Origin of the sequence: Micromonospora sp. NPDC050200, assembly GCF_040656135.1 — a bacterium.
Classification (GTDB): domain Bacteria; phylum Actinomycetota; class Actinomycetes; order Mycobacteriales; family Micromonosporaceae; genus Micromonospora.
Window position 1 is genome coordinate 110,631 of record NZ_JBFALG010000002.1, and the last position, 23,124, is coordinate 133,754.

Consider the following 23,124-nt stretch of genomic DNA (forward strand, 5'->3'; position numbering starts at 1 on the left):
TCGGATTCGCTTGACATCCCATTGTGTCAGGTTGCACGATGGTCTCATCAACCTCCCACAGTGGGAGGTTGGGGAGGGTGCCATGCACACGGTTCTTGTCGTGATCCACGCCGTCAGCGGCACCGCCGGGCTGCTGCTCGCCCTGCCCGTCCTGTTCGCTCCCAAGCGGCGCGGCCGGCACACGCTGCTCGGCCGGGTGTACGCGGGTGCCGCCGTCGGGCTCAGCCTCAGCGCCTTCGGCCTCTTCGCCTACGACCCGGCCCGCCTCTGGGGGCTGGCCCTGCTCGGCGGGCTGACCCTCGGCTGGCTGGTCGGCGGGCTCTGGTTCGCCCGCCGCCGCCCGACCGGCCTCGGTGGCCGGGGCTGGCGCATCTGGCACCTCAACCTGATGGGCAGCACGGTGATCGCCTTCGTCACCGGCTTCGCCGTCCAGATGACCGACGGCAACCTGATCGCCTGGCTCGCGCCGACCGTGGTCGGCTCGGCGCTGATCGCCCGGCGCACCGCCCGCGAGATCGCCCGCACCCCGCGCCGTGTCGTGGCCGACGCCGCCTGAGCCCTCGCGGCGGTGACCCCCGGTCGCCCGGATAGGCTGGCGGCGCTATGGATTCCCGTACCGGTCTGCCCGTGGTCGGCATGGTGGGCGGGGGCCAGCTGGCCCGGATGACCCACCAGGCCGCCATCGCCCTCGGCCAGTCACTGCGCGTGCTGGCGCTCGCCCCGGACGACGGCGCCGCCCTGGTCGCCGCCGACGTCCAGTACGGCGACCATACCGACCTCTCCGCGCTGCGCGCCTTCGCCAAGGGCTGTGACGTGGTCACCTTCGACCACGAGCACGTGCCCACCGAGCACATCCGCGCCCTCGCCGCCGAGGGGGTGAAGCTCTTCCCGCCCGCCGACGCGCTGCTGCACGCGCAGGACAAGCGGATCATGCGGGAGCGGCTCGGTGGCCTGGGCGCCCCGAACCCGGCCTGGCGGCCGGTCGCCGAGCCCGCCGACCTGGTCGACTTCGGCACGGCACGGGGCTGGCCGGTGGTGCTCAAGGCGGCCCGCGGCGGGTACGACGGCCGGGGCGTCTGGATGGTCGACGACGCCACGCAGGCCGCCGAGCTGGCCGCGACGCTGCTCGCCGGCGGCACCTCGCTGATCGTCGAGGAGCGGGTGGCGCTGCGCCGGGAACTGGCGGTGCAGGTGGCCCGTTCGCCGTTCGGGCAGGTCGCCGCGTACCCGGTGGTGGAGACGGTGCAGCGGGACGGCATCTGCGTCGAGGTGCTCGCCCCCGCGCCCGACCTGCCGGAGGAGCTGGCGCTCGCCGCCCAGCAGCTCGCCATCGACCTGGCGACCGCGCTCGGCGTGGTCGGTCTGCTGGCGGTGGAGCTGTTCCAGACCGACGCCGGCCTCGTGGTCAACGAGCTGGCCATGCGGCCGCACAACTCCGGGCACTGGACCATCGAGGGCGCCCGCACCTCGCAGTTCGAGCAGCACCTGCGGGCCGTGCTCGACTACCCGATGGGGGACACCTCGCTGACCGCGCCGGTGGTGGTGATGGCGAACGTGCTCGGCGGTGAGCCGGGCGGGATCTCCGTCGACGAGCGGCTGCACCACCTCTTCGCCGCGGAGCCCGGCGCCAAGGTCCACCTGTACGGCAAGCAGGTGCGCCCGGGCCGGAAGATCGGGCACGTCACCGTGCTCGGGAACGACCTGGACGACGTACGGGCGCGGGCGGCGCGGGCCGCGCGTTGGCTGCGGGAGGGGCGGGCGTGAGCACCGTTGGGCTGATCATGGGCAGCGACTCGGACTGGCCGGTGATGAAGGCCGCCGCCGAGGCGCTGGACGAGTTCGGGGTGCCCTACGAGGTCGGCGTCGTCTCCGCCCACCGCACCCCGATCAAGATGATCGAGTACGGCCGCGCCGCCGCCGACCGAGGCGTCAAGGTGATCATCGCCGGGGCGGGCGGCGCGGCCCACCTGCCCGGCATGGTCGCCTCGGTGACCCCGCTGCCGGTGATCGGCGTGCCGGTGCCGCTGAAGCACCTCGACGGGATGGACTCGCTGCTGTCCATCGTGCAGATGCCGGCCGGGGTGCCGGTGGCCACGGTGTCGATCGGCAACGCCCGCAACGCCGGCCTGCTGGCCGTCCGCATCCTCGCCGTCGCGGACCCGGCGTTGCTGACGCGGATGGCCGCGTACCAGGCGAGCCTGGAGGAGATGGTGGCCGAGAAGGACGCCGCCCTCCGCGCCTCCCTCGGCTGACCCCGACCGGCCCCCGCGGGCTCGCACCCGTGCTCGGGTCCGGACCGCCGTCGCCCACCCCGCACGCGCGCACCCCGCAGGCTCTGCGCTACAAGGCAGTCACGCCGCAGGGACCCTCGAATTCATCTCATGCCGCGCAGCGCGGTCTGCAACCGCTCCTGGGCGCGGCGGCGGCGCTCGTTGCTCGCCCCCAGCCCGAGCAGGACCACGCCGACGGGGATGAGCACCAGCCACGGGCCGAGGCTGAACAGCGCGTGCACCGCGGCGATCGCGGTCACCGTGGCCCCGACGATCACCGGCGCCTGCTGCCGGCTCGTCGTACCGAAGATCAGCACCGCCACCGCGCCGAGCAGCAGCAGCACCTGCCGCAGCATGCTGGACTCGGTGGCCAGCACGATCGCCAGGGTCGGCACGAACGTGGCGACCAGCGCCGGCCCGTACGCCACCCAGCTCGACAGGTCCGGCCGGTGCCGCAGTTCCAGCACCCCCACCAGCAGGGCCAGCGCCGCGAACGGCAGCGTGTACGCCTCGGGCAGCGCCACGTCGGCGACCCGCATCAGGATCCACCAGGCGGCGATCTCGCAGGCCACCACCGCCCAGAACAGGATCTGCCGTTCCAGCGGGCGGCGCCCCGGCCGGCTCGCGGCCACCCCGAGCACGGCGCCCCAGGCGGCCAGCAGGGCGGCGATGTGCCGGGGTGAGTCGTAGGCCAGCGCCAGCGCGATCAGCGCGGCGGCGTATCCGGTCCACTCCACGGTGGCCGCCTCGCGCTGCGCCTCGGGGCGGCGCAACCGGGGCAGGGCCGCCGCGAAGACCTGCAACGCCGCGCCGACCGCCAGCACCCCGAACGCCGACCAGACCGCGGCGAACCCGGCCACCAGGCCGGCGGTGAGCACGAAGAGCTGCGCCATCAGCGAGGCGAAGAGCCAGCCGAGGATGCGGGCCCGCTGGGTGGTGCCGAAGAGCGCGGCGACCGTGCCGACGCCCACCGCCCCACCCAGCGTGAACAGGGTCAGCTCCCGGGTGCCGAGGCTGCCGGCCAGCCCGGCGCCGCCGCCGGCCAGCCCGATCACGAAGACCAGCACCCGGGTCACCCGCAGCGACCGGGCCCGCTCGGCCAGCGGCGGCGGTGGGGTCAGCGCGAGCCCGAGCATCGAGATGGTGAACACGGCGAGCGCCGCCAGAGTGCTCTCCGGCCAGGCGTGGCCGAGGGCGACCGGGGTGATCAGCAGGGTCACCGCCAGCCCCGGCAGGACCCATGGCACGGCCCGCGAGCGCCGGCCACCGCTGAGCGCGGTGGCGGCCAGCGCCGCGGTCGCGGTGAGCAGCAACGCGGTCAGCACGTGGGTCGGATCGACCGCCTCCGGCGGCGGGGTGAGCAGCTCCGGCGGCGGCCCCTGCCAGATCCGGGAGAGCATCCGGTGCGGCTCCACCAGGGCGACGTAGAGCAGCGGCGCGAGCGAGGCCAGGGCGAGGAGCGTCGGCAGGGCCGCCGCGGCGAGCGAACCGGCGGCCGGGCTGATCCGCCAGCGGCGTGCGGTGCGGTCGTCGGGCAGCCGGCGCAGCGCGCCGTCCAGCAGCACGGACCACCGGCGGACCGGCTGGGCCGAGCCGACCGGCGGGACGGTGGCCGCCCGGACCAGTTCGGCGAGCACCCCGAGCAGCGCCGCCGCGGCGGCGTACACGCCGGAGGGGAGGTGGGCGAAGATGGCGGCCAGCGCGCTGACCGTCGCGCCGCCGACGATCGCCGCGCTCGCGTACGGCAGGTACTGCGGCACCTGGCGACGGACCGCGGCCGCCCCGGCGAGCCCGACGCTGGACGCCGCCAGCGCGGCGGTCAGCACCACCTGGGCCGAGTGACCGAACTCGGCGGCCAGCGCGGCGACCGCACCCGGCAGTGCCAGCAGGGCCGCGCCCGCCGCCACGCCGCCGATCCGCACCATGTGCGGCGGCATCCCCTCGGTCTCCACGTCCTCGACCAGCGCTGGGGCGAACCCCCGGGCCAGCCCCGCGACCACCAGGCCGATCAGCGCGATGGCGCCCAGCGCCAGCGCGGTGGTCCACGGCCGGACCAGCCCGGCCGCCGCCGCGTGCAGCGCCACCGCACCGGCCACGACGGCCCGGGACAACCCCGCGCGCGGATCGGCAGAGGCCGCGGCGGCCATCCCGAAGACCGTCGCGACCATCGTCCCGACCAGCACCGGCGACCACCAGGGCAGCGCGAAAGCGGCCGGCGCGCCGATCGTGGCGAGCACGGCGGCCGCCCCGGCCACGTCGTACTTCCAGGGCGACGGGAGCAGGATCCCGGCCGCCGTGCCCAGCATCGCCAGCGCCACCGGGGCCTGCCAGGTGGCGCCGCCGGTGGGCGCGGCCGGCCAGCCGGCGAGGTCACCGGCCCAGATCGGGCCGGGGGTGGCGAGCACGCCGACCCCGCCGCGCAGGGCGGACCAGCCGGCGAGCAGGCCGATCAGGGTGCCGCCGACGGCGATCCCCAGCACCGGGCCCCGGCGCCACTCCTCGGGCATCGCCCGGGCGGCGACGGCGACCACCAGCACCAGCGTGGCGGCCACCGCGAGCTGCTCGCCGGCCGAGATCACCGCGGCGATCCGGGCCAGCGTGGCGATCAGTGCGGCGGTGACCGCCGCGGCGGCCAGGTCGGAGCCGTCGAGGGCGAGGTCGGACCGGCGACCGGCGTCGATCCGCGGGGCGAGCAGGAGCAGTATGGTGGCGACCAGCAGCAGCCCGCCCACCCAGGCGTCGGCGGCGGTGGTGCCGGGGGCGCCGAAGGCGGCGGCGACGACCGTGAGTGCGCCCAGTGCCGTGCCGGCCGCGTGGGGCAGGGCGATGCGCCGCTGGGAGACCTGCACCATGGCCGCGTAGCCGAGCGTGACGCAGACGGCGAGGAAGCCGGCGGCCAGGATCGGCACGGTCAGCTCGCGCAGCATCGCCGGGGTCGGCGCCGGGACGGCCGGTTCGGTGGCGGTGACGAAGGCGGCCACCGCGCCCGGCAACGCGAACGACGCCCCGCCGGCCGCCCAGCCGGAGAGCGTGTCGGCCGCCGCCGGGGTGATCCGCACCCGGGGCGCGAGCGCGACCAGCACCCCCGCCACGACCAGGGTGACCAGCGCCGCCGCGGTCAGCGCGGGACGGCTCAGCGCGGCTCCGGCCCCGATCACCCCCACCACCGCCGCCGTGACCGCGTGCACCAGCGCGGCGCGGGTGGTGCCGGCGGAGAGACCGAGCACCCCGATACCGACCGCCGCCAGCACCATCGGCCACGGCGCGGCCGCCCAGCCGAGGGCGAGGGAGGCCGGCACGGCGAGCGCGGTCAGCCCCGCGCCGACCACCGCGAACTCGCGGCGGATCTCCGGGGGCAGGGCGACCACCGCCGCGACGGTCAGCAGCAGGGCGCTGGCGGCAAGCTGCCAGGCCGCCGGGCCGACCGCCGCCGCCAGCTCGGCGGGGAACCGCGTCAGGTCGGCCGACCAGGCCGGCAGGGCGGCGCGGGCCGGGGCCAGGCCGGCGCGCAGGGCGCCGCCGGCGACCACCACCCCGCTGACCGTGAGCGCCGCCGCGGCGGCGAACTGCGGCCCGCGCCGGGCCGCCTCCGGTACGGCCCGCACGGCCAGCCCGGTGAGCGTGATGACGGCGGCGATCAGGAGCAGCGCCCGACCGGGGTAGGCGACCGAGGCGACCCGCCCCAGCGCCCCGATCACGGCCAGGGTCATCATGCCGGCGGCCACGTCGGGCAGCGGCGGTCGCCGCAGCACCAGCGCGCCGGCCAGGGCCACCGCCGCGGCCAGCAGCAGCGCCGCGCCGGCCACCGTGGCCGTCGGCACGGTGCTCGCGCGCAGCAGCGCGGTGACCGCGTACGCCAGGGCGAGCGCCACCGCGGCGCCGTGCAGCAGCCAGGTCACCTGGGGCAGCCACGGCACCGGCCGTACGGCGTCGCCCGGCGCCGGGGCGGCGACGGTCGCGTCGAGCACCTCGCCGGCCTCCTCGGGCGCCGCCTCGGGCCGGCCCTCGGGGGCCGTGCGCTGCCGGGGTGCGGTCGGCGGGGCCGGCGCGTCGGCCGGCAGGTCGCGGCGGACCGGGCGTTCCAGCAGCAGCGACGAGCGGGCCAGCCAGAGATCGAGCACGGCGACGACGGTCAGCGCGAGCGCCCACCCGCCGGGGCCGGTGATCCGGTCGTACGCCAGCAGCGGCACCACCGGTTGGGCGGCGAGCACGGCGGCGAAGCGGGGCGCGCGCAGGCCGGAGCCCCGGGCGTAGCCGAGGGCGACGGCGGCGGTCACCGCGAAGATCACCCCGGAGAAGACCGCGCCGGACGCCCCGCCGCTGATCCGGTCCACCGCCCAGAGCGCGTACCCGGCCAGCGGCACCAGCAACAGGCCGACCGTGGCGATCGTCTCGGCGGTCGAGGTGAGCCCGCGCCGGGCCAGCACGGGCGGGGCGAGCAGCAGCAGCACGGTGGCGACCAGCAGGATGCCCAACCGGGCCAGGGCGTCCATCGAACTGGTCGCGACGGCGGCGAAGACCACCGCGGCCACGGCCAGCAGCAGCGCGCCCAACCCGAGCGGGATGTTCTGCACCTCGCGGGAGGACGCCTCCGGCGGGTGCTCGGGATCGTCGGCGTCCAGCCAGGTGGCGGTGGCGCGCGGGGGCGGTGGCGGGCCGTCCCCCGGCCCCGGCGGCGAGGCGCCCTGCCGGGGCACCCGGGGCGGCGCGCCGGTGGCGGCGGTCGGCGGGCGGCGGCCGGGTTTGCGGCGCAGCACCCGGCGGGGCCGGGTGGCCTGTCCGATCCGCTCCTCGCCGGCGTGGGCGAGGATGTCCCGCTGGAAGAGGGCGGCCTGCATCTTGGCGGCGATCTGCCGCTGCTCGGCGAGGATGGCCGCCTCGCGGGCCTTCATCTCCGCGATGGACCGCTCGATCTCCGCCAGGTGTTCCCGCCACTGCGGCTGTTCGGCGCCGCAGTGCGGGCAACGGGCGGCCGGTTTGATCTCCCGCCCGCACGAGGAGCACTGAAAGCTCTCCACGACACCCCTCCACCCGGCCGGCCCGCGCTGTGGACCTCCAGTGTCGAGCATGCCCTGCCTCGGCGCGGATTTCGACACCTGGCGCTGCGTTTCGGAGCAACAAAGAGCGCCGGCCGGGAAGCGTTGCTTCCCGGCCGGCGCGTCGGCGCGTACCCGTCAGGGGCGGCCCATGCCGCGGTACTCCCAGCCGGCCTGGGTCCACAGTGCGGAGTCGAGGCAGTTGCGCCCGTCGACCACCTTGCGGCCGGCGGCCAGCTCGCCGAGGGCGACCGGGTCGGCGTTGCGGAAGTCGGCCCACTCGGTGAGCACGCAGACCAGGTCGGCGCCGGTCACCGCGTCGTTCATGCTGGCCTCGTAGGTCAGCTCGGGGGCCACCCGGCGGGCGTTCTCGGTGCCCTGCGGGTCGTACACGTGCACGTCCGCGCCGGACTTCGCCAGCAGGGCGGCGACGGCGAGCGCCGGGGCGTCGCGGACGTCGTCGGTGTTGGGCTTGAAGGTGGCGCCCAGCACCGCGATCCGGGTGCCGGAGAAGTCCGGGCCGGCCGGGCCGGAGCGCCGGTCGAGCAGGTCGGCGGCGAGCTGGAGGACCCGGGTACGACGGCGGAGGTTTATCAGGTCCACCTCGTGCAGGAAGCGCAGCGCCTCGCCGGCGCCCAGCTCCTGCGCCCGGGCCTGGAAGGCGCGGATGTCCTTGGGCAGGCAGGCGCCGCCGAAGCCGAGCCCGGCCTGGAGGAACCGGTTGCCGATGCGCGGGTCGTACCCGATGGCCCGGGCCAGCTGGGTGACGTCGCCGCCGGCGGCCTCGCAGACCTCGGCCATCGCGTTGATGAAGGAGATCTTGGTGGCCAGGAAGGCGTTCGCGGCGACCTTGACCAGCTCGGCGGTGGCGAAGTCGGTGACCACCAGGGGCACCTCGCGGTCCTCCGTGGCGGCCAGGTCGAAGACGCCCTTGTGGGCGGCGTAGAGCATGCCGTTGGCCCACTCGCTCTTGACGCCGACCACGATCCGGTTGGGGCGCAGCACGTCGTCGACGGCGAAGCCCTCCTGGAGGAACTCGGGACTCCAGGCCACCTCGACGCCCAGGTCGGTCGGGGTGTGCTTGCCTACCAGCTGCTCGACCCAGTCGGCGGTGCCGACCGGGACGGTGGACTTGCCGACGATCAGCGCCTTGCGGGTCAGGTGCTGGGCCAGGCTGGTCACCGACGCCTCGACGTACGACAGGTCGGCGCCCATGCCGTCGGCGCGCTGCGGGGTGCCCACGCAGATGAAGTGCACGTCGCCGAAGTCGGCGACCTCGGCGATCTCGGTGCTGAACCGCAGCCGGCCGGCGGCGAGGTTGCGCTTGAGCAGCTCGTCCAGGCCCGGCTCGTGGATCGGGACCTCGCCCGCGTTCAGCATGGCGATCTTGTCGGCGTCGACGTCGAAGCCGAGCACCTCGTAGCCCAGCTCCGCGTAGCAGATGGCGTACGTCGCGCCGAGGTAGCCGGTGCCCAGGAAGGTCACCCGCGGTCGGGGCGCCCCCGAGGGCGGCGTCACCGGAGCGATGGCCGGCACCGGCTGGATGTTCGGGTACGGGATCGTCACGCCTGTCTTCTCCGCTCGCACTGGCGGCGCGTCGCTGCGTCGCAATCGGCTGGGGCGCCATGGCGGGCACCGAGGGACTTTTGTTGTCTTGGGTGAGGGTAGTTGTGCCGGGTCGACGCCTGTCGTGCGCGAGCCTACCTGCCGGTAAGGTCCGGCTGAACCTGGTGACTATCCTTCAGTCTGCGGCAGTCGGCGGTCTCCGGACTCCACAGACTGCGCATGATAGCGGTGAAAGGGGAGGCCGACATGGCCGCAGAGCAGTCGTTCGACGTCTACCGGTTGCCCGAGGAGCACGAGGCGATCCGGGCGGCGGTCCGTGAGGTCTGTGCCGCGAAGGTGGCCCCCAACGCCGCCGAGGCGGACGAGACCGGCGAGTTCCCCAAGGCGTCCTACGACGCGCTGCGGGCCGCGGACTTCCACGCCCCGCACATCCCCGAGGAGTACGGCGGCGCCGGTGCGGACGCGCTGGCCACGGCCATCGTGATCGAGGAGGTGGCGCGGGCCTGCGCCTCGTCCTCGCTGATCCCGGCGGTGAACAAGCTCGGCACCATGCCGCTGATCCTGGCCGGCTCCGAGGAGCTGAAGCGGAAGTACCTGACCCCGGTCGCCTCCGGCGACGCGATGTTCTCGTACTGCCTGTCGGAGCCGGAGGCGGGCAGCGACGCCGCCTCGATGACCACCAGGGCGGTGCGGGACGGCGACCACTGGGTGCTCAACGGCGTGAAGCGGTGGATCACCAACGCGGGCGTCTCGGAGTACTACACCGTCTTCGCTGTGACCGATCCCACAGCGCGCTCCCGGGGCATCTCCGCCTTCGTGGTCGAGAAGTCCGACCCCGGGGTCGGCTTCGGCGCGCCGGAGAAGAAGCTCGGCATCAAGGGCTCCCCGACCCGCGAGGTCTACCTGGACAACGTCCGCATCCCGGCCGACCGCATGATCGGCGCCGAGGGCACCGGCTTCGCCACCGCGATGAAGACCCTGGACCACACCCGGGTCACCATCGCCGCGCAGGCCGTCGGCATCGCGCAGGGCGCCCTCGACTACGCCAAGGGGTACGTCGGCGAGCGCAAGCAGTTCGGCAGGCCGGTCGCCGACTTCCAGGGCATCCAGTTCATGCTCGCCGACATGGGCATGAAGCTGGAGGCGGCCCGGCAGCTCACCTACGCCGCAGCCGGCAAGTCCGAGCGCGGCGACGCCGACCTGACCTACTTCGGCGCGGCGGCCAAGTGCTTCGCCTCCGACGCCGCCATGGAGATCACCACCGACGCGGTGCAGCTGCTCGGCGGCTACGGCTACACCCGCGACTACCCGGTCGAGCGGATGATGCGGGACGCCAAGATCACCCAGATCTACGAGGGCACGAACCAGGTGCAGCGCATCGTGATGGCCCGCCAGCTCCTCAAGGGCTGACCGCGGTCGGGCGGGCGGGCCGGTCCTCCCGGCCCGCCCGCGGCCGTCAACGGTTCTCGGTGGTCTCGCTCGTGGACCCGGCCCCGTGGCGGGGCGGCGCGGTCCACGGCGACTCGGTGCCGCTGCGCCGGGGCAGCGGATCGGTGTTGGGGTCCGGGTAGCCGAGGGTGAGCGGGGCGGTTTCCTGCTCGTTCCGCGCCCCGGACGGCGGCCAGTCACTGAGCGTGAAGGCGTTCTCCGGCGGTGTGCCGTCGGCCGGGGTCAGCTCCGCCCCGGTCGCCGGTGCCGCCGGCCCGCTCCGCCACCGCTGCACGCTGAAGGTCGCCATCAGCAGCAGCAGGCCGATCAGGAACAGCGTGCCGTTCTGCACCGGGTGGTGCAGCGGCAGCGGGTCCCCGAGGATCTTCCAGTCCTTCGGGATCTTGTCGAGGACGGTGAACGGGGCGATGAACATCCCCACGTACGGGGTGACCAGCAGCAGCCCGGCGACGAGGGGGCCGAGCGGCGAGATGCGCAGCGTGCCGAGCAGGCCGAGCAGGATGCCGGCGACGCCGAGGTAGACGGCCGGCTCGATCAGGTTGGGCGTGCTGTACGTACCGATCTCCACCCAGCGGTTCACGGTCCGACCTGACCCGTCCTGCCCGAGGGTGACCAGCACCCAGGTGATGGGCGCCACCACCAACCCGGCGAGGGAGCTCCAGAGATGTCGCATCCGCGCACCGTACCGTTTCCTCCATGACCGAGCACCCCTCCGCCGCACCGCCGGGCAAGCCGACCTCGTACTCCCGGGTCACGCTGAGCCGCATCATGACCGCCGTCGACGTGAACCTCTACGGAACGGTGCACGGCGGTGTGCTGATGAAGTTCGTCGATGACGTGGCCGGGGCCGCCGCGGCGCGGCACAGCGGGGGCACGGCGGTCACCGCCGCCATCGACGAGATCGTCTTCTCCGAGGCGGTCCGGGTCGGCGACCTGGTGCACGCGCACGCCCAGGTGAACTGGACCGGGCAGACCTCGATGGAGGTGGGCGTCCGGGTGGTCGCCGAGCGCTGGGACTCGGCCGAGGACGAGCCGGTCGGGGTGGCCACCGCGTACCTGGTCTTCGTCGGCGTCGACGTGGGCGGCGCGCCCCGGGCGGTCCGGCCGGTGCTGCCGGAGACCCCGGAGGACGAGCGCCGGTTCCGGGAGGCGGAGATCCGCCGGGCGCACCGGCTGGCCAGGCGCCGGGCCATCCAGGCGCACCGGGCCGGCTGAGGCGTCCCGCCCGGCCCGGGGCGGGCCGACCCCACACAGCTGGCGGGTCCGGCGTGTGGAACGGCCCCGCCCCCTGACCGGCGCCGGGTGCGGAGAATGACGCTTCGAGGTAGGGCAAGATGGCGCCACGGCCCACTCACGGTGTGGTGCGGGGCCCGAGGGAGGGTGGATCAGTGGGTGACGTGCTGTGGACGCCGCCGGCGGACGTACTCCAGCGGTCGCGGATCGGTAACTACCTGCGCTGGCTGCGTGAGCACCGCGGGCTGGACTTCGCCGACTACGACGAGGTGTGGCGCTGGTCGGTCGAGGACCTGGACGCGTTCTGGCGCTCGATCTGGGACCACTTCGAGGTGGTCGCGCACACCCCGCCGACGGCGACCCTGACCGACCCGACGATGCCCGGCACCCGCTGGTTCCCCGGCGCGACGCTCAACTACGCCGAGAACGTGCTGCGGATGCCGGGCCGCTCCGACGACGACCCGGTGGTCATCGCGCACAGCCAGACCCGCGCGCCGGTCACGCTGACCGCGGCGCAGCTGCGCGAGCAGGTCCGCCGGGTGGCGGCCGGGCTGCGCCGGCTCGGCGTGGTCGCCGGGGACCGGGTGGCCGCGTACGCCCCGAACATCCCCGAGACGTACGTCCTGCTGCTGGCCGCGAGCAGCCTGGGCGCGATCTTCTCCTCCTGCGCGCCCGAGTTCGGCACCCGCAGCGTCACCGACCGTTGGCAGCAGATCGAACCGAAGGTGCTGGTGGCCGTGGACGGCTACCGGTACGGCGACAAGCCGGTGGACCGGCGCGGCGAGGTGGCCGCCATCCGCGCCGCCCTGCCCTCGCTGGCGCACACCGTCGGCATCGCGTACCTCGACCCGGCGGGCGCCCCGCCCGAGGGCGCGATCTCGTGGGACGAGCTGGCCGCGGCGACCGACGAGCCGCTGACCTTCACCCCGGTGCCGTTCGACCACCCGCTCTACGTGCTCTACTCCTCCGGCACCACCGGCCTGCCGAAGCCGATCGTGCACGGGCACGGGGGCATCCTGCTGGAGCACCTGAAGATGCTCGCCCTGCACCACGACCTGGGCCCGGCGGACCGCTTCTTCTGGTTCACCACCACCGGCTGGATGATGTGGAACTTCCTGGTCTCCGCCCCGGCGGTGGGCGCGGCGATGGTGCTCTTCGACGGCAACCCGGGCCACCCCGACCTGGGTGCGCTCTGGCGGCTGGCCGAGGAGACCGGGACGACCTACTTCGGCACCTCGGCGCCGTTCCTGCTGGCCTGCCGTAAGGCCGGCCTGGTGCCGAAGGAGATCGCCGACCTCTCCGCGCTGCGCGGGGTGGGCTCGACCGGCGCGCCGCTGCCCGCCGAGGGCTTCACCTGGGTGTACGAGACGGTCAACGAGACCCTCCAGCTCCAGTCCCTCTCCGGCGGCACGGACGTCTGCACCGGTTTCGTCGGCGGGGTGCCGCTGCTGGCGGTCCACGCCGGAGAGATCACCTGCCGGGCGCTGGGCGCGCGGGTGGAGGCCCGCTCCGCCGACGGCACCCCGGTCATCGGGGAGCTGGGCGAGCTGGTGATCACCGCGCCGATGCCGAGCATGCCGGTGGGCTTCTGGAACGACCCGGACGGCCGCCGTTACCGGGAGGCGTACTTCGAGGTCTACCCCGGGGTGTGGCGGCACGGCGACTGGATCACCATCAACGACCGGGGCGGCTGCGTGATCACCGGCCGCTCGGACGCCACCCTGAACCGGGGCGGCGTGCGGCTCGGCACCGCCGAGTTCTACTCGGTGGTCGAGGGGCTGGACGAGGTCGTCGACTCGGTGGTCGTGCACCTGGAGGACGATGAGGGCGGCGCGGGGGAGCTGCTGCTCTTCGTGGTCCTCGCCGCGGGCGTCGACCTGGACGACGCGCTGCGCAGGAAGATCTGCCGCGAGCTGCGTACCGCCCTCTCGCCCCGGCACGTCCCGGACGAGATCCACCAGGTCCGCGCCGTCCCGCGCACCCTGTCGGCGAAGAAGCTGGAGGTCCCGGTCAAGAAGATCCTCACCGGCACCCCGGTCGACAGCGCCGCCGCCAGGGGCGCCCTGGCCAACCCCGAGTCGCTGACCGCCTTCGCGGCCTTCGCCCAGCGCCGCGCCACCGAGGAGTCCACGCCGGCCTGACGCCGGCGCGAGCCGCGTGGTCAACAGCAGGATCGCGCGAACGGCGGTGTCCGAGCCGGTCGGACACCGCCGTTCGCCCATTCCGAGTCGATCTCGTGGCTGAGGGTCGGCGCGGCCCGGGCGGGTCACGCCAGGGTGTGGGTGACCTTCTCCGAGGTGGTGCGGGACTCGACGCGGGCCGGGTCGAGGTTGCCGCAGAGGACGACGGTGGCGGTCGCGGTCAGCGGGGCGAGCAGCCAGTCGAGCGGGTCGGGGTGCCGGTCGGCGTCCACCAGGACGCGGTCGCCGGGGGCGATGCCCAGCTCCGTCGCGCGGGCGGTCGCCCGGGCCAGCAGCGCCGCGTCGTCCGGGCCGCCCTGCGGGTACGGCGTGAAGTGGTCGCCGTGGGTGCGTACCTCGACCACGTAGTCGGCGAAACCGGCCGGCACCTCGCGCAGCGGGGCGGCGAACGGGGCCAGCGCGAGGGCGTACCGGTCCCCGGCCGGCCAGGCGTCCGCCTCGGCGACCCGGCCGGCGGCGGCGAAGAGCACGTCCACGTCGCCCGGCGTGTCGGCCACCGTCAACCCGGCCGACCAGCAGCCGAGCAGCACCGCGGCGGTCTGCCAGTGCGGCGGGAGCAGCACCCCGGCCGAGTCGCCGGGGGAGAGGGCGAGTTCGTCGACGACCAGGTTGGCGGTCTTGGCCACCCAGTTCGCCAGCGTCGCGCCGGAGAGTTCGGTGCGCTCGCCGGTGGCGTCGTCGTACCAGGTCAGCAGGGGTCGGGTGGGGTCGGTCGCGATCGCGTCGGCGAAGACCCGGGCAATGTTCTCGGCCATCGGCGCGAACGATACGCCGCCGTGACCCGTACTCGATGACGATGACAAGTCGGCGTACCGTCGGGTCGCAGTCAGCGTCCGGACCGCGCTCCGGCGTAGGCTTGCCCGGAGTGTCGTTCCCCACAGACCCGCCAGTTCAAGGAGTCGCCCCGTGACCGCCGGTCGCCCGCCCCGCGTGCTCATCGACGCCACGAGTGTCCCCGCCGACCGTGGCGGCGTCGGTAGATACGTCGACGGCCTGCTCGGTGCCCTCGGCGCCGTGTGTGGTTCGGGGGTGGACCTGGTCGTGGTCAGCCTCCGTACGGACCTGGAGCGCTACACCCGGATGCTGCCGGGGGCCGAGGTCATCCCCGCCCCGGCGGCCGTCGCGCACCGGCCCGCCCGGCTCGCCTGGGAGCAGACCGGCCTGCCGCTGCTCGCCCAGCAGGTCGGCGCGGAGGTGCTGCACTCGCCCTTCTACACCTGCCCGCTGCGGGCCGGCTGCCCGGTCACGGTGACCGTCCACGACGCGACCTTCTTCACCGAGCCGGAGCACTACGACAAGTCCCGGCGGACGTTCTTCCGCAGCGCGATCAAGACCTCGCTGCGCCGGGCGGACCGGGTGATCGTGCCCAGCAAGGCCACCCGGGACGAGCTGATCCGGCTGCTCGACGCCGACCCCACCCGGATCGACGTCGCCTACCACGGCGTCGACCACGCGGCCTTCCACGCGCCCGGCGCGGAGGAGAAGGCCCGGGTGCGGGCCCGGCTGGGGCTCGGCGACAGCAGCTACGTGGCCTTCCTCGGGGCCAAGGAGCCGCGCAAGAACGTACCCAACCTGATCCGCGGCTGGGCCCGCGCGGTGACCGACCGGGACGACCCGCCGGCCCTGGTGGTGGCCGGCGGCCAGGGGCACGACGACGACATCGACCGGGCGGTGGCCGAGGTGCCGTCGCACCTTCGCCTGCTGCGCCCGGGCTACCTGCGCTACGCCGACCTGCCCGGCTTCCTCGGCGGTGCGCTGGTCGCCGCCTACCCGTCGTACGGCGAGGGTTTCGGGCTGCCGATCCTGGAGGCGATGGCGTGCGCGGCCCCGGTGCTCACCACCCCGCGCCTCTCCCTGCCCGAGGTGGGCGGCGACGCGGTCGCCTACACCAGCGAGGACCCGGAGCAGATCGCCACCGACCTGGCCGCCCTCCTCGACGACGAGCAGCGCCGGCTCTCCCTGGCCAAGGCCGGTTTCGACCGGGCCAAGGAGTTCACCTGGGAGTCCAGCGCCGAGGTGCACATCGCGGCGTGGAGCCGGGCCCGTTCCTGATCGTGGGTCGGCCGTACGGCCGACCCGGCGTCCGGCCCGGGTCGGTTCGGGCATGATGTGCTGATGCTCTACGCCGTCATCCCGGCGGGTGGCAGCGGCACGAGACTGTGGCCGCTGTCCCGCGCGGGGCACCCCAAGTTCCTCCACCCGCTCACCGGCACCAGCGCCTCGCTGCTGCAGGCGACCGTGCAGCGGCTGGCGCCGCTGACCACACCGGACCGCATCCTGGTCGTCACCGGGGCGGCGCACGCGGCGGCGGTGGCCCGGCAGCTCACCGGGCTGCCCGAGGAGAACATCCTGGTGGAGCCCTCGCCGCGGGACTCCTGCGCGGCGATCGCGCTGGCCGCCGCCGTGATCGCACAGCGGGACCCGGAGGCGGTGATGGGCTCCTTCGCGGCCGACCACCTGATCCACAACGCCGACGCCTGGGCGGAGACGGTGCGCGCGGCGGTACGCGGCGCGCAGCGGGGGCTGCTGATGACGGTGGGCATCACCCCGACCCGCGCCGAGACCGGGTACGGCTACCTGGAGACCGGCGAGCCGACCGGCGACGGTCCACTGCGCCCGGTGACCGAGTTCAAGGAGAAGCCGGCCGCGCCGGTCGCCGAGGCGTACCTCCGCTCGGGGCGGCACCTCTGGAACGCCAGCATGTTCGTCTGGCGGGTGGACGTCTTCCTCGCCGAGCTGGCCCGCCAGCAGCCGGCCCTGCACGTCGGGGTGACCACCATCGCCGCCGCCTGGGGCACCCCCGAACAGGACGACATCCTCGGCACGGTCTGGCCGACGCTGCCGAAGATCTCCGTGGACTACGCGGTGATGGAGGGCGCGGCGACCGCCGGCCGGGTGGCCACCGTCCCCGGCGACTTCGGCTGGAACGACGTCGGCGACTTCCACACCCTCGGCGACGTGCTCGCCGCCGATCCGGACGGGAACGTGGTGCTGGGCACCGACGCCAAGTCGGGTGTGCTGCTGCGCGACTGCGGCGATCTGGTGGTGGTGCCGCAGTCCGGCCGGCTGGTGGCCGCGCTCGGGGTGCGGGACCTGATCGTGGTGGACACCCCGGACGCGCTGCTGGTCTGCCCGCGTGACCGCGCCCAGGACGTCAAGTTGCTGGTCGACGAGCTCAAGGAGCGGGGCGAGGAGGGCCTGATCTGACCCGCGCCGCCGCCGGCCGTCCCGTCATGGACGGCGGCGGCGCAGCGCGGCCAGGGCCGGCGCGACGAGCTGGACCGTCCCGCTGGCCAGCGGCTCGGGCAGCCGGTCCGGCGGGAACCAGCCCAGCGCCTCGGACTCGTCGCTGACCCGCTCGACCGCGCCGGGCGGGGCGAAGACCGCGAAGCGTACGTCGTGGTGCAGCGAGCCGCCCTGGCAGGCCACCGGGTGGATGTCCACGTCGATCGGGACCGGATCGACGGCCAGCCCGGCGATCCCGGACTCCTCGGTCGCCTCGCGCAGCGCGGCCCCGGCGAGGGTACGGTCGGTCGGCTCGCAGTGCCCGCCGAGCTGCACCCACCGGCGGAACTTGCCGTGCAGGCAGAGCAGCACCCGGTCGCCGGCGGCGTCGAGCACCAGCGCGCTGGCGGTGACGTGCCCGGGCCGGTGGCTCCGGCTCAGCGCCACCGGCCCGGCGGCCAGCAGCTCCAGGGTGCGGTCGCGCGCCTCGGCGGCGGTCGGGCTGGTCGGCGCCCACCCGCTCAGCAGCGCCACCGCGTCGGCGTGCAGCGCCCGCTGCGCGTCCCGCCCGGCGGCGTCCTGACCGGTGCCGGGCGGCGGCACGGGAGCGTCGGGCGGGACGGGGCGGGGCGGCGGGCCGGCGGGGCCGGTCGGGGCGGAAAGATCGGGCACCCCGACACTCTACGAGCGTCGGATTCGTACCCTGGCCCGGTGACCCCGCGACTCGTCGAGTTCGTCGTGGCCGGCAACGAGGCCAGCGACCTGCTGCCGGTCCGTTCCCCGGCGCTGCTGCGCGCGCACCGGGCCCGGCGCGGGTTCTGGACGGTGCTGGACGAGGGCCCGGTGGAACGCTGCCTCGCCCTGCTGCTGGAACGCGAGGACGGCGACTGGGTCGCCCACCACGTGCCCGCCGACGCCGGGCCGGAGAACGGCCGCACCGAGGACGGCGAGGCGCTGGCCCACCACGACGGCTGGGTGTACGTCTTCGGCTCGCACTTCGGGTCGAAGGCCGGCCCGTTGCGCCCGCGCCGGGCGTTCGTGGCCCGGTTCCGCGAGGACGACGCCGCGGCGGGAACCCTGCCGCTGCGGGTGGTGCGCAACCGGTTCCGGGTGCACCGGGTGGTCAACGACGCGTTGGCGAAGGCGCCCTTCACCCCGCTGCCGCCCGGTGACCGGGTCCGCCGCCGGTTCATCGTCGAGACGCTGGCCCGCGGCACCGCCCGGGCGAAGAGCTGGGTGAGCCGGCTGGCCGAGGACGACCTGCCGCTGAACGTGGAGGCCGCCGCGTTCACCCCGGACGGCACCGTGCTGCTCGGGCTCCGCTTCCCGGTGACCACCGCCGGGGAGCCGATCCTCGTCGAGCTGGCCGGGGTGCCGGAGATGTTCGCCGCCGGCGGCGACTGGCCGGTGGCCGGGCGGGCGTACGCGCTGGCCGGGGTGACGCCGCCGGGCGTGCTGGTCGGTTTCCGCGCGATCGCCCCCACCGCCGACGGGGGCCACGCGGCGGTGATCGGCTCGATCGACGCGCTCGGCAAGGGCTCGGTGCTGCTGGACGACCACCCGGCGGGGGGCGAGGTGACCTCCCGGCACGTCCGCTTCCGCTGGGAGCCGGCCGCCGACGACCACCGGGTCGCCGGCGAGCTGGTGGCCGACCTGGCGCCCTTCCACCACGTGGAGGGCCTGGCTGAGCTGGACGGGAGCTGTTTCTACGTCACCGACGAGGACCATCGGGTCGCGCTCTGGATCGGCTGACCGGCCCGCCACGGGCGGAGCGCCCGGGGGACACCTCTGCGGAACCAGGGCCGCAGACCCTCGTGGTGTCACCCGGAGCGCCCACTGCCCCCAGGCAGCCCGGACGGGTGGCTGGCCCCCTCCAGACGCCGTGCCGGGCAGTAGGAGCATGCCAACCGGCGGTCGGGGGCGTCGAGGACTTTCAGTTCACGCTTAAAAGTGGAGGTAAGTGCCGGGCGGGTAGAGTGCAGAGGGTCGGTGGGCCATCCCCCTGCCCGCCCTCAGGAGCGCTTCCATGCTGACGATCCACTTCTCCCAGGAGGACATTCTCCGGACCCGGGTGGCCCCGGCGGCGGACCCGATCTGGGAGCTGGTGCTGAGTCTGCACCTGCTGCAGGGCCGCGCCAAGGACCCGCTGATGGCGCACTGGCGCCGGGGCGTCGCCCGCGAGCTGCGCCGTGATGTCACCTCCGACCAGCTCCGGCTGCTCTTCGCGCTGAACCCGCCGCGCGGCTACTTCCCCGACTTCCTCACCCCGTACGAGAGCGTGGCGGGGTTCGAGGCGGGGCTGGAGGCGGTCCGGTCCACCCCGCTCGACCTGCTGAAGCGGGATCTCACCGTGCTGGCCGGGACGAACCCCCTGCCCTCCTCCGCCGCCGCGCTGGCCAGGGGTGAGCCGGAGGTGCTGCAACTGCTGACCGACTCGATGACGCACTACCGGTCGGTGGCGCTCGAGCCGTACTGGGGGCGGGTCCAGGCGGCGGTGGAGGCGGACCGCACCCGCCGCGCCCGGGCGCTGCTCGACGGCGGCGTGGAGGGGCTGCTGGGCAGCCTGCGCCCCACCATGCGCTGGGAGGCCGGCCGGTTGGAGGTGCACGACTATCCGGACAGCCGGGAGCTGCACCTGGACGGGCGCGGATTGCTGCTGGTGCCCTCGTTCTTCTGCGCGCGTACCCCGGTGGCCCTGCTCGACCCGGCGCTGCCCCCGGTGCTGGTCTACCCGGTGGACCGGCTGGGCGGTCTGGCCCCGGCGCCCGGTGAGGGCGCCGGCCGGGCGCGCGAGGGGGCCGGGCGGGAGGCGCTCGCCGCGCTGCTCGGCCGGACCCGGGCCGCCGTGCTGGAGGCCAGCGACGACGGCTGCACCACCGGTGAGGTGGCCCGACGGCTGCACATCTCGCCGGCCGCCGCCAGCCAGCACACCGCCGTGCTGCGCAACGCCGGGCTGCTGGTCAGCCAGCGGGACCGCAACACCGTGCTGCACACCCTGACCCCGCTGGGCCGGGCCATGCTCGACGCCTGACCCGGCTCCCGCGCGGTCGTCAGATCGCCAGGCAGGCGCTGGCCGTGCTGCCCGCCGGGGGCGGCAGCAGCGCGGAGGGCACGCCCTCGGCGGCCAGCGCGGTGCGCAGCCGTTGCAGGTCCGCGCCGAAGCGCACCAGGTCCGGCCGGTCGACGGGGGTGGGCGCCGCGCCGAGGACCAGCCCGGTGGCCCGCTCCGGCCAGCCCGGCACGGTGGCCACCAGGCCGGCGCGTACCTCCTCGTCGGTGACGTGGGTGAAGGCGGTGCCGGGCGCGACCACGTCGGCGACCGCGGCGACGGCCCGCCGGACCGCCTCCGGGTCGGCCGGCGTCGGGCCGGGGCCGTCGGCGAGGGTCGCGGCGGACCGGAGGCCGGCCGTCCGCGCCTCGGCGGTGCCGAGCGAGAAGAGGTCCATCGCCGCGTCCCGGACCAGGGCGGCCGCGCCCGCGCCGTCGTCGGTACGGGTGGCACCCAGGTAGCCGCGGACCACCGCGACCGGGACCTGGTCGCACTTGCCCTTGATCAGCTCGCCGGCGCCGGCCAGCTCGTCCACCACGGCCATCTCGGTCAGTTGCAGCTCGTTGCCGTACGGGTCGACCTCACCCCGGTGGTCCCGGATGGCGGACATGCCGGCCACGCCGAGCGCCACGTCCGTGAGCCCGTTGCGCCAGGGCCGGCCCATGGTGTCGCTGACGATCACCGCCACGTCCACGCCGTAGCGCTCGCCCATCGCGGCGCGCAGCGCCCGGGCGGATGCGTCCGGGTCCTTGGGCAGCAGCACCAGCCGGGTCCTGTCGACGTTGGAGGCGTCGATCCCGGCGGAGGCCATCACGAAGCCGTGGTGCGTCTGCACGATCCGGGTCGCGCCACGGCTGGCCACCACCCGGGCGGTCTCCGCGGCCAGCACCTCGTCCCGCGCGGCGAGCCGTTCCGGCCCGTCCGCCGGCACGTCGACCAGCCGCCCCTCCGCCTTCGAGACGATCTTGCTGGTGACCACCAGCACGTCCCCGTCGCGCAGCCACGGCGCGGCGGTCGCGATCAGCGCCGCCAGGTCGTCGCCCTCGCCCACGTCGCCGATGCCCGGCACCGGCAGGATCTCCAGCCTCACACCAGCTCCAGTGCGGCCCGCACCAGCTGCGCCGTGGCCGCCTCGTCGGTCATCCGCAACGGCGCGGACCGGACCGTCACCCCCGACACCACGGTGCCCTCGTCCTCCGGCGCGACCAGCCAGCCGTCGAGCAGGCCGCCCTCGCTGCGCCCGCCGTAGAGCCGGCCCACCCCGGCGGCGCTGCACTCCACGCCCAGCACCGACAGGCACCGGTCGGCCATGCCGCGCACCGGAGCGCCGCCGATGATCGGCGAGACCCCGACGACCCGGGCCGGACCCTGGGCCACCGCGTCGCGCAGCCCGGGCACGGCGAGCACCGGGGCGACGCTCACCACCGGGTTGCTCGGCGCGATCAGCACGGCGTCGGCGCCGGCGACCGACTCCAGCACCCCCGGCGCCGGCTTGGCGCTCTCCGCGCCGACGAAGACGAACCGGTGGGTGGGGATGTCCGCCCGGTAGCGCACCCACCACTCCTGGAAGTGGATCGCCCGCTGGCCCTCCTCGCCGTCCACCACGACGTGGGTCTCCAGGCGGTCGTCGGTGGCCGGCAGCAGGCGTACGCCGGGCTGCCAGCGGGTGGCCAGCGCCTCGGTCACCGCGGAGAGGGGATATCCGCCGTTGAGCATGGTGGTCCGCACCAGGTGGGTGGCGATGTCCTTGTCGCCGAGCCCGAACCAGGTCGGCTCCGCGCCGTACGCGGCCAGCTCCGCCTTGACCGTCCAGGTCTCGCCGACCCGTCCCCAGCCGCGTTCCGGGTCGGCCCCGCCGCCCAGGGTGTACATGACGCTGTCCAGGTCGGGGCAGACCTTGAGCCCGTGCAGGAGCAGGTCGTCGCCGACGTTCACCACGGCGGTCACCTCGGCGCCCACCGCACGGGCGTACGCCCGGACGCCGAGCAGGAACCGGGCACCCCCGATTCCGCCGGTCAGAACCACAATGCGCATGACGTCCATCCTCGCGTACGCGACGCCTGCGGTCCGCCGTCGGCCCGGGAGACTAGGCTCACGTCGGCATCTGTCCGTTTCGCCCGAGGGAGAACTCGTGACCAGCCCCGCTGAGCCGGCGCCGAAAGACGCGACGCAGGCTCGCCAGCTCACCAGGCCACTGCGCGAACTGGCCGCGCTCGTGCTGCTCGGCGCGAACGCCGTGCTGCTCTTCGTCGGACTGATCCGACTGCTCGCGCCGACCTCCGAGTACAGCACCTTCTCGGGTCGGGCCGGCAGCACCTACTTCTCCTTCATCGGCATCGAGTCGACCATGCTGCCGCTGCTGGCCGTGCTGCTCGCCACGCACGTGTCGCCGGTCGTCCCGCGGGCGAAGCAGATCACCCAGGTCGCGGTCGGCGAGTACGCCTTCGGCGCGCTCCTCGGCACGCTGACCTTCCTGATCTGGCTGGTCGGTCGGCTGGCCGAGGCGGAGATGCTGGACGCCCTGCTCGGGCTGCTGACCCGGGCCGCCTGGTTCGCGGTCTTCGCCGTCGCCGCGTTCGTCGTCTATCGGGTCTGGCGGACGTTCTACCACGTCCCCCGACCCAAGCCGCAGCCCGGCGTGTACGGCCAGCCGCAGCCCGGCTGGCCGCAGCAGTCCGCCCCGGGCGGCTACCCGTCGGCCGGTTACCCGCCCCCGGGTCACCCTGGCGGTCACCCGGGCGTCGGGTTCCCGGCGGCCGGTCAGCCCGGCGGCCACCCGTCCGCCGGTCAGTACGGCCAGCCGGCCCCGTCCTCGGCCCCGCCGTTCGGTGCCGCTCCTCAGCCGGCCCCTCCGTTCGGTGCCGCTCCTCAGCCGACCCCTCCGTTCGGGGCGCCCCAGTCCGCGCCGCCGTTCGCCGGCCCGAACACCGCCCCGCCGTTCGGGCAGCCGCCGTCGGCCGACCCGACCCAGGCCATCCCCCGCCAGCCGGGCGAGGCGGTCGGCCCCACCGCACCGCTCGGCGGTGAGGACGCTGACCGGACCCAGCGCTTCCACCGGGACGACCCGAACTCGCCGCACTGACCCGACCATCACC

General features: G+C 75.0%; 18 protein-coding genes. 11 read left to right on the forward strand and 7 right to left on the reverse strand.

Features of this window, described 5'->3' with window-relative positions:
- Positions 1 to 82: 82 nt before the first annotated feature.
- Genes AB0I41_RS02015 through purE form a run of 3 tightly spaced genes read left to right on the forward strand, consistent with a single transcriptional unit; the run spans position 83 to position 2,252 of the window.
- On the forward strand, positions 83 to 556 hold the full coding sequence (locus AB0I41_RS02015) for a hypothetical protein (protein ID WP_357100814.1): 474 nt from the start codon (positions 83 to 85) through the stop codon (positions 554 to 556).
- Positions 557 to 603: 47 nt separating this feature from the next.
- Positions 604 to 1,764 (forward strand): 5-(carboxyamino)imidazole ribonucleotide synthase, encoded by a 1,161-nt coding sequence (locus AB0I41_RS02020; protein ID WP_357100816.1) that lies wholly within the window; start codon positions 604 to 606, stop codon positions 1,762 to 1,764.
- Positions 1,761 to 2,252 (forward strand): 5-(carboxyamino)imidazole ribonucleotide mutase, encoded by a 492-nt coding sequence (gene purE / locus AB0I41_RS02025; RefSeq protein WP_357100818.1) that lies wholly within the window; start codon positions 1,761 to 1,763, stop codon positions 2,250 to 2,252. Before AB0I41_RS02020 ends, purE begins: the two co-directional genes overlap by 4 nt.
- 122 nt (positions 2,253 to 2,374) lie before the next feature.
- Here the strand turns inward: purE and AB0I41_RS02030 are convergent, their stop codons facing one another.
- Both AB0I41_RS02030 and AB0I41_RS02035 read right to left on the reverse strand, forming a co-directional pair.
- On the reverse strand, positions 2,375 to 7,288 hold the full coding sequence (locus AB0I41_RS02030; protein ID WP_357100820.1) for a permease: 4,914 nt from the start codon (positions 7,286 to 7,288) through the stop codon (positions 2,375 to 2,377).
- 156 nt (positions 7,289 to 7,444) lie between these two features.
- Positions 7,445 to 8,872 (reverse strand): UDP-glucose/GDP-mannose dehydrogenase family protein, encoded by a 1,428-nt coding sequence (locus tag AB0I41_RS02035; protein ID WP_357100822.1) that lies wholly within the window; start codon positions 8,870 to 8,872, stop codon positions 7,445 to 7,447.
- A gap of 246 nt (positions 8,873 to 9,118) precedes the next feature.
- On the opposite strand from AB0I41_RS02035, the gene AB0I41_RS02040 reads away from it, so the two are divergent.
- Positions 9,119 to 10,282 carry an acyl-CoA dehydrogenase family protein gene (locus AB0I41_RS02040; protein WP_357100824.1) on the forward strand — a complete coding sequence of 388 codons (1,164 nt, stop codon included), beginning with the start codon at positions 9,119 to 9,121 and terminating at the stop codon, positions 10,280 to 10,282.
- Positions 10,283 to 10,328: 46 nt separating this feature from the next.
- On the opposite strand, the gene AB0I41_RS02045 is transcribed toward AB0I41_RS02040, so the two are convergent.
- The gene (locus tag AB0I41_RS02045) at positions 10,329 to 10,994 is read right to left on the reverse strand and encodes a hypothetical protein (RefSeq protein ID WP_357100826.1); all 666 of its coding nucleotides are present in this window, start codon (positions 10,992 to 10,994) and stop codon (positions 10,329 to 10,331) included.
- A gap of 23 nt (positions 10,995 to 11,017) precedes the next feature.
- Here AB0I41_RS02045 and AB0I41_RS02050 point away from each other — a divergent pair, with 23 nt between their 5' ends.
- Both AB0I41_RS02050 and AB0I41_RS02055 read left to right on the forward strand, forming a co-directional pair.
- A complete protein-coding gene (locus AB0I41_RS02050) occupies positions 11,018 to 11,536 on the forward strand; it encodes a hotdog domain-containing protein (protein ID WP_357100828.1) in 519 nt (172 codons plus the stop codon).
- A 173-nt stretch (positions 11,537 to 11,709) separates the two neighbouring features.
- Positions 11,710 to 13,695: an acetoacetate--CoA ligase gene (locus tag AB0I41_RS02055; protein WP_357100830.1), complete on the forward strand. Its 1,986-nt coding sequence runs from the start codon at positions 11,710 to 11,712 to the stop codon at positions 13,693 to 13,695.
- Positions 13,696 to 13,820: 125 nt separating this feature from the next.
- On the opposite strand, the gene AB0I41_RS02060 is transcribed toward AB0I41_RS02055, so the two are convergent.
- Complete coding sequence (locus AB0I41_RS02060) at positions 13,821 to 14,510, reverse strand: TIGR03089 family protein (RefSeq protein ID WP_357100832.1); 690 nt, start codon at positions 14,508 to 14,510, stop codon at positions 13,821 to 13,823.
- Between the two features lie 151 nt (positions 14,511 to 14,661).
- On the opposite strand from AB0I41_RS02060, the gene AB0I41_RS02065 reads away from it, so the two are divergent.
- Positions 14,662 to 15,807 (forward strand): glycosyltransferase family 1 protein, encoded by a 1,146-nt coding sequence (locus AB0I41_RS02065; RefSeq protein WP_357100834.1) that lies wholly within the window; start codon positions 14,662 to 14,664, stop codon positions 15,805 to 15,807.
- A gap of 63 nt (positions 15,808 to 15,870) precedes the next feature.
- Positions 15,871 to 16,962, forward strand: a complete 1,092-nt coding sequence (locus AB0I41_RS02070; protein ID WP_357100836.1) for a sugar phosphate nucleotidyltransferase — start codon at positions 15,871 to 15,873, stop codon at positions 16,960 to 16,962.
- Positions 16,963 to 16,986: 24 nt separating this feature from the next.
- Here the strand turns inward: AB0I41_RS02070 and AB0I41_RS02075 are convergent, their stop codons facing one another.
- The gene (locus AB0I41_RS02075) at positions 16,987 to 17,583 is read right to left on the reverse strand and encodes an NUDIX hydrolase (protein ID WP_357101205.1); all 597 of its coding nucleotides are present in this window, start codon (positions 17,581 to 17,583) and stop codon (positions 16,987 to 16,989) included.
- Positions 17,584 to 17,691: 108 nt separating this feature from the next.
- Here AB0I41_RS02075 and AB0I41_RS02080 point away from each other — a divergent pair, with 108 nt between their 5' ends.
- A complete protein-coding gene (locus tag AB0I41_RS02080) occupies positions 17,692 to 18,732 on the forward strand; it encodes a hypothetical protein (RefSeq protein WP_357100838.1) in 1,041 nt (346 codons plus the stop codon).
- Between the two features lie 274 nt (positions 18,733 to 19,006).
- Positions 19,007 to 20,011, forward strand: a complete 1,005-nt coding sequence (locus tag AB0I41_RS02085; protein WP_357100840.1) for a winged helix-turn-helix domain-containing protein — start codon at positions 19,007 to 19,009, stop codon at positions 20,009 to 20,011.
- Between the two features lie 19 nt (positions 20,012 to 20,030).
- Here the strand turns inward: AB0I41_RS02085 and AB0I41_RS02090 are convergent, their stop codons facing one another.
- Both AB0I41_RS02090 and cofD read right to left on the reverse strand, forming a co-directional pair.
- Positions 20,031 to 21,119, reverse strand: a complete 1,089-nt coding sequence (locus AB0I41_RS02090) for a coenzyme F420-0:L-glutamate ligase (protein WP_357100842.1) — start codon at positions 21,117 to 21,119, stop codon at positions 20,031 to 20,033.
- Complete coding sequence (gene cofD, locus AB0I41_RS02095) at positions 21,116 to 22,063, reverse strand: 2-phospho-L-lactate transferase (protein WP_357100844.1); 948 nt, start codon at positions 22,061 to 22,063, stop codon at positions 21,116 to 21,118. The genes AB0I41_RS02090 and cofD overlap by 4 nt, the downstream gene beginning before the upstream one ends.
- A gap of 97 nt (positions 22,064 to 22,160) precedes the next feature.
- Here cofD and AB0I41_RS02100 point away from each other — a divergent pair, with 97 nt between their 5' ends.
- Entirely contained in the window at positions 22,161 to 23,111 is a 951-nt protein-coding gene (locus AB0I41_RS02100; protein ID WP_357100846.1) for a hypothetical protein, read from the forward strand.
- Positions 23,112 to 23,124: the final 13 nt, after the last annotated feature.

Bases quoted from the DNA above. Each gene is read 5' to 3' on its own strand.
- AB0I41_RS02015 (WP_357100814.1), top strand. From the start codon at position 83: ATGCACACGGTTCTTGTCGTGATCCACGCCGTCAGCGGCACCGCCGGG.
- AB0I41_RS02020 (WP_357100816.1), top strand. From the start codon at position 604: ATGGATTCCCGTACCGGTCTGCCCGTGGTCGGCATGGTGGGCGGGGGC.
- AB0I41_RS02040 (WP_357100824.1), top strand. From the start codon at position 9,119: ATGGCCGCAGAGCAGTCGTTCGACGTCTACCGGTTGCCCGAGGAGCAC.
- AB0I41_RS02045 (WP_357100826.1), bottom strand. From the start codon at position 10,994: ATGCGACATCTCTGGAGCTCCCTCGCCGGGTTGGTGGTGGCGCCCATC.
- AB0I41_RS02050 (WP_357100828.1), top strand. From the start codon at position 11,018: ATGACCGAGCACCCCTCCGCCGCACCGCCGGGCAAGCCGACCTCGTAC.
- AB0I41_RS02060 (WP_357100832.1), bottom strand. From the start codon at position 14,510: ATGGCCGAGAACATTGCCCGGGTCTTCGCCGACGCGATCGCGACCGAC.
- AB0I41_RS02070 (WP_357100836.1), top strand. From the start codon at position 15,871: ATGCTCTACGCCGTCATCCCGGCGGGTGGCAGCGGCACGAGACTGTGG.
- AB0I41_RS02085 (WP_357100840.1), top strand. From the start codon at position 19,007: ATGCTGACGATCCACTTCTCCCAGGAGGACATTCTCCGGACCCGGGTG.
- cofD (WP_357100844.1), bottom strand. From the start codon at position 22,063: ATGCGCATTGTGGTTCTGACCGGCGGAATCGGGGGTGCCCGGTTCCTG.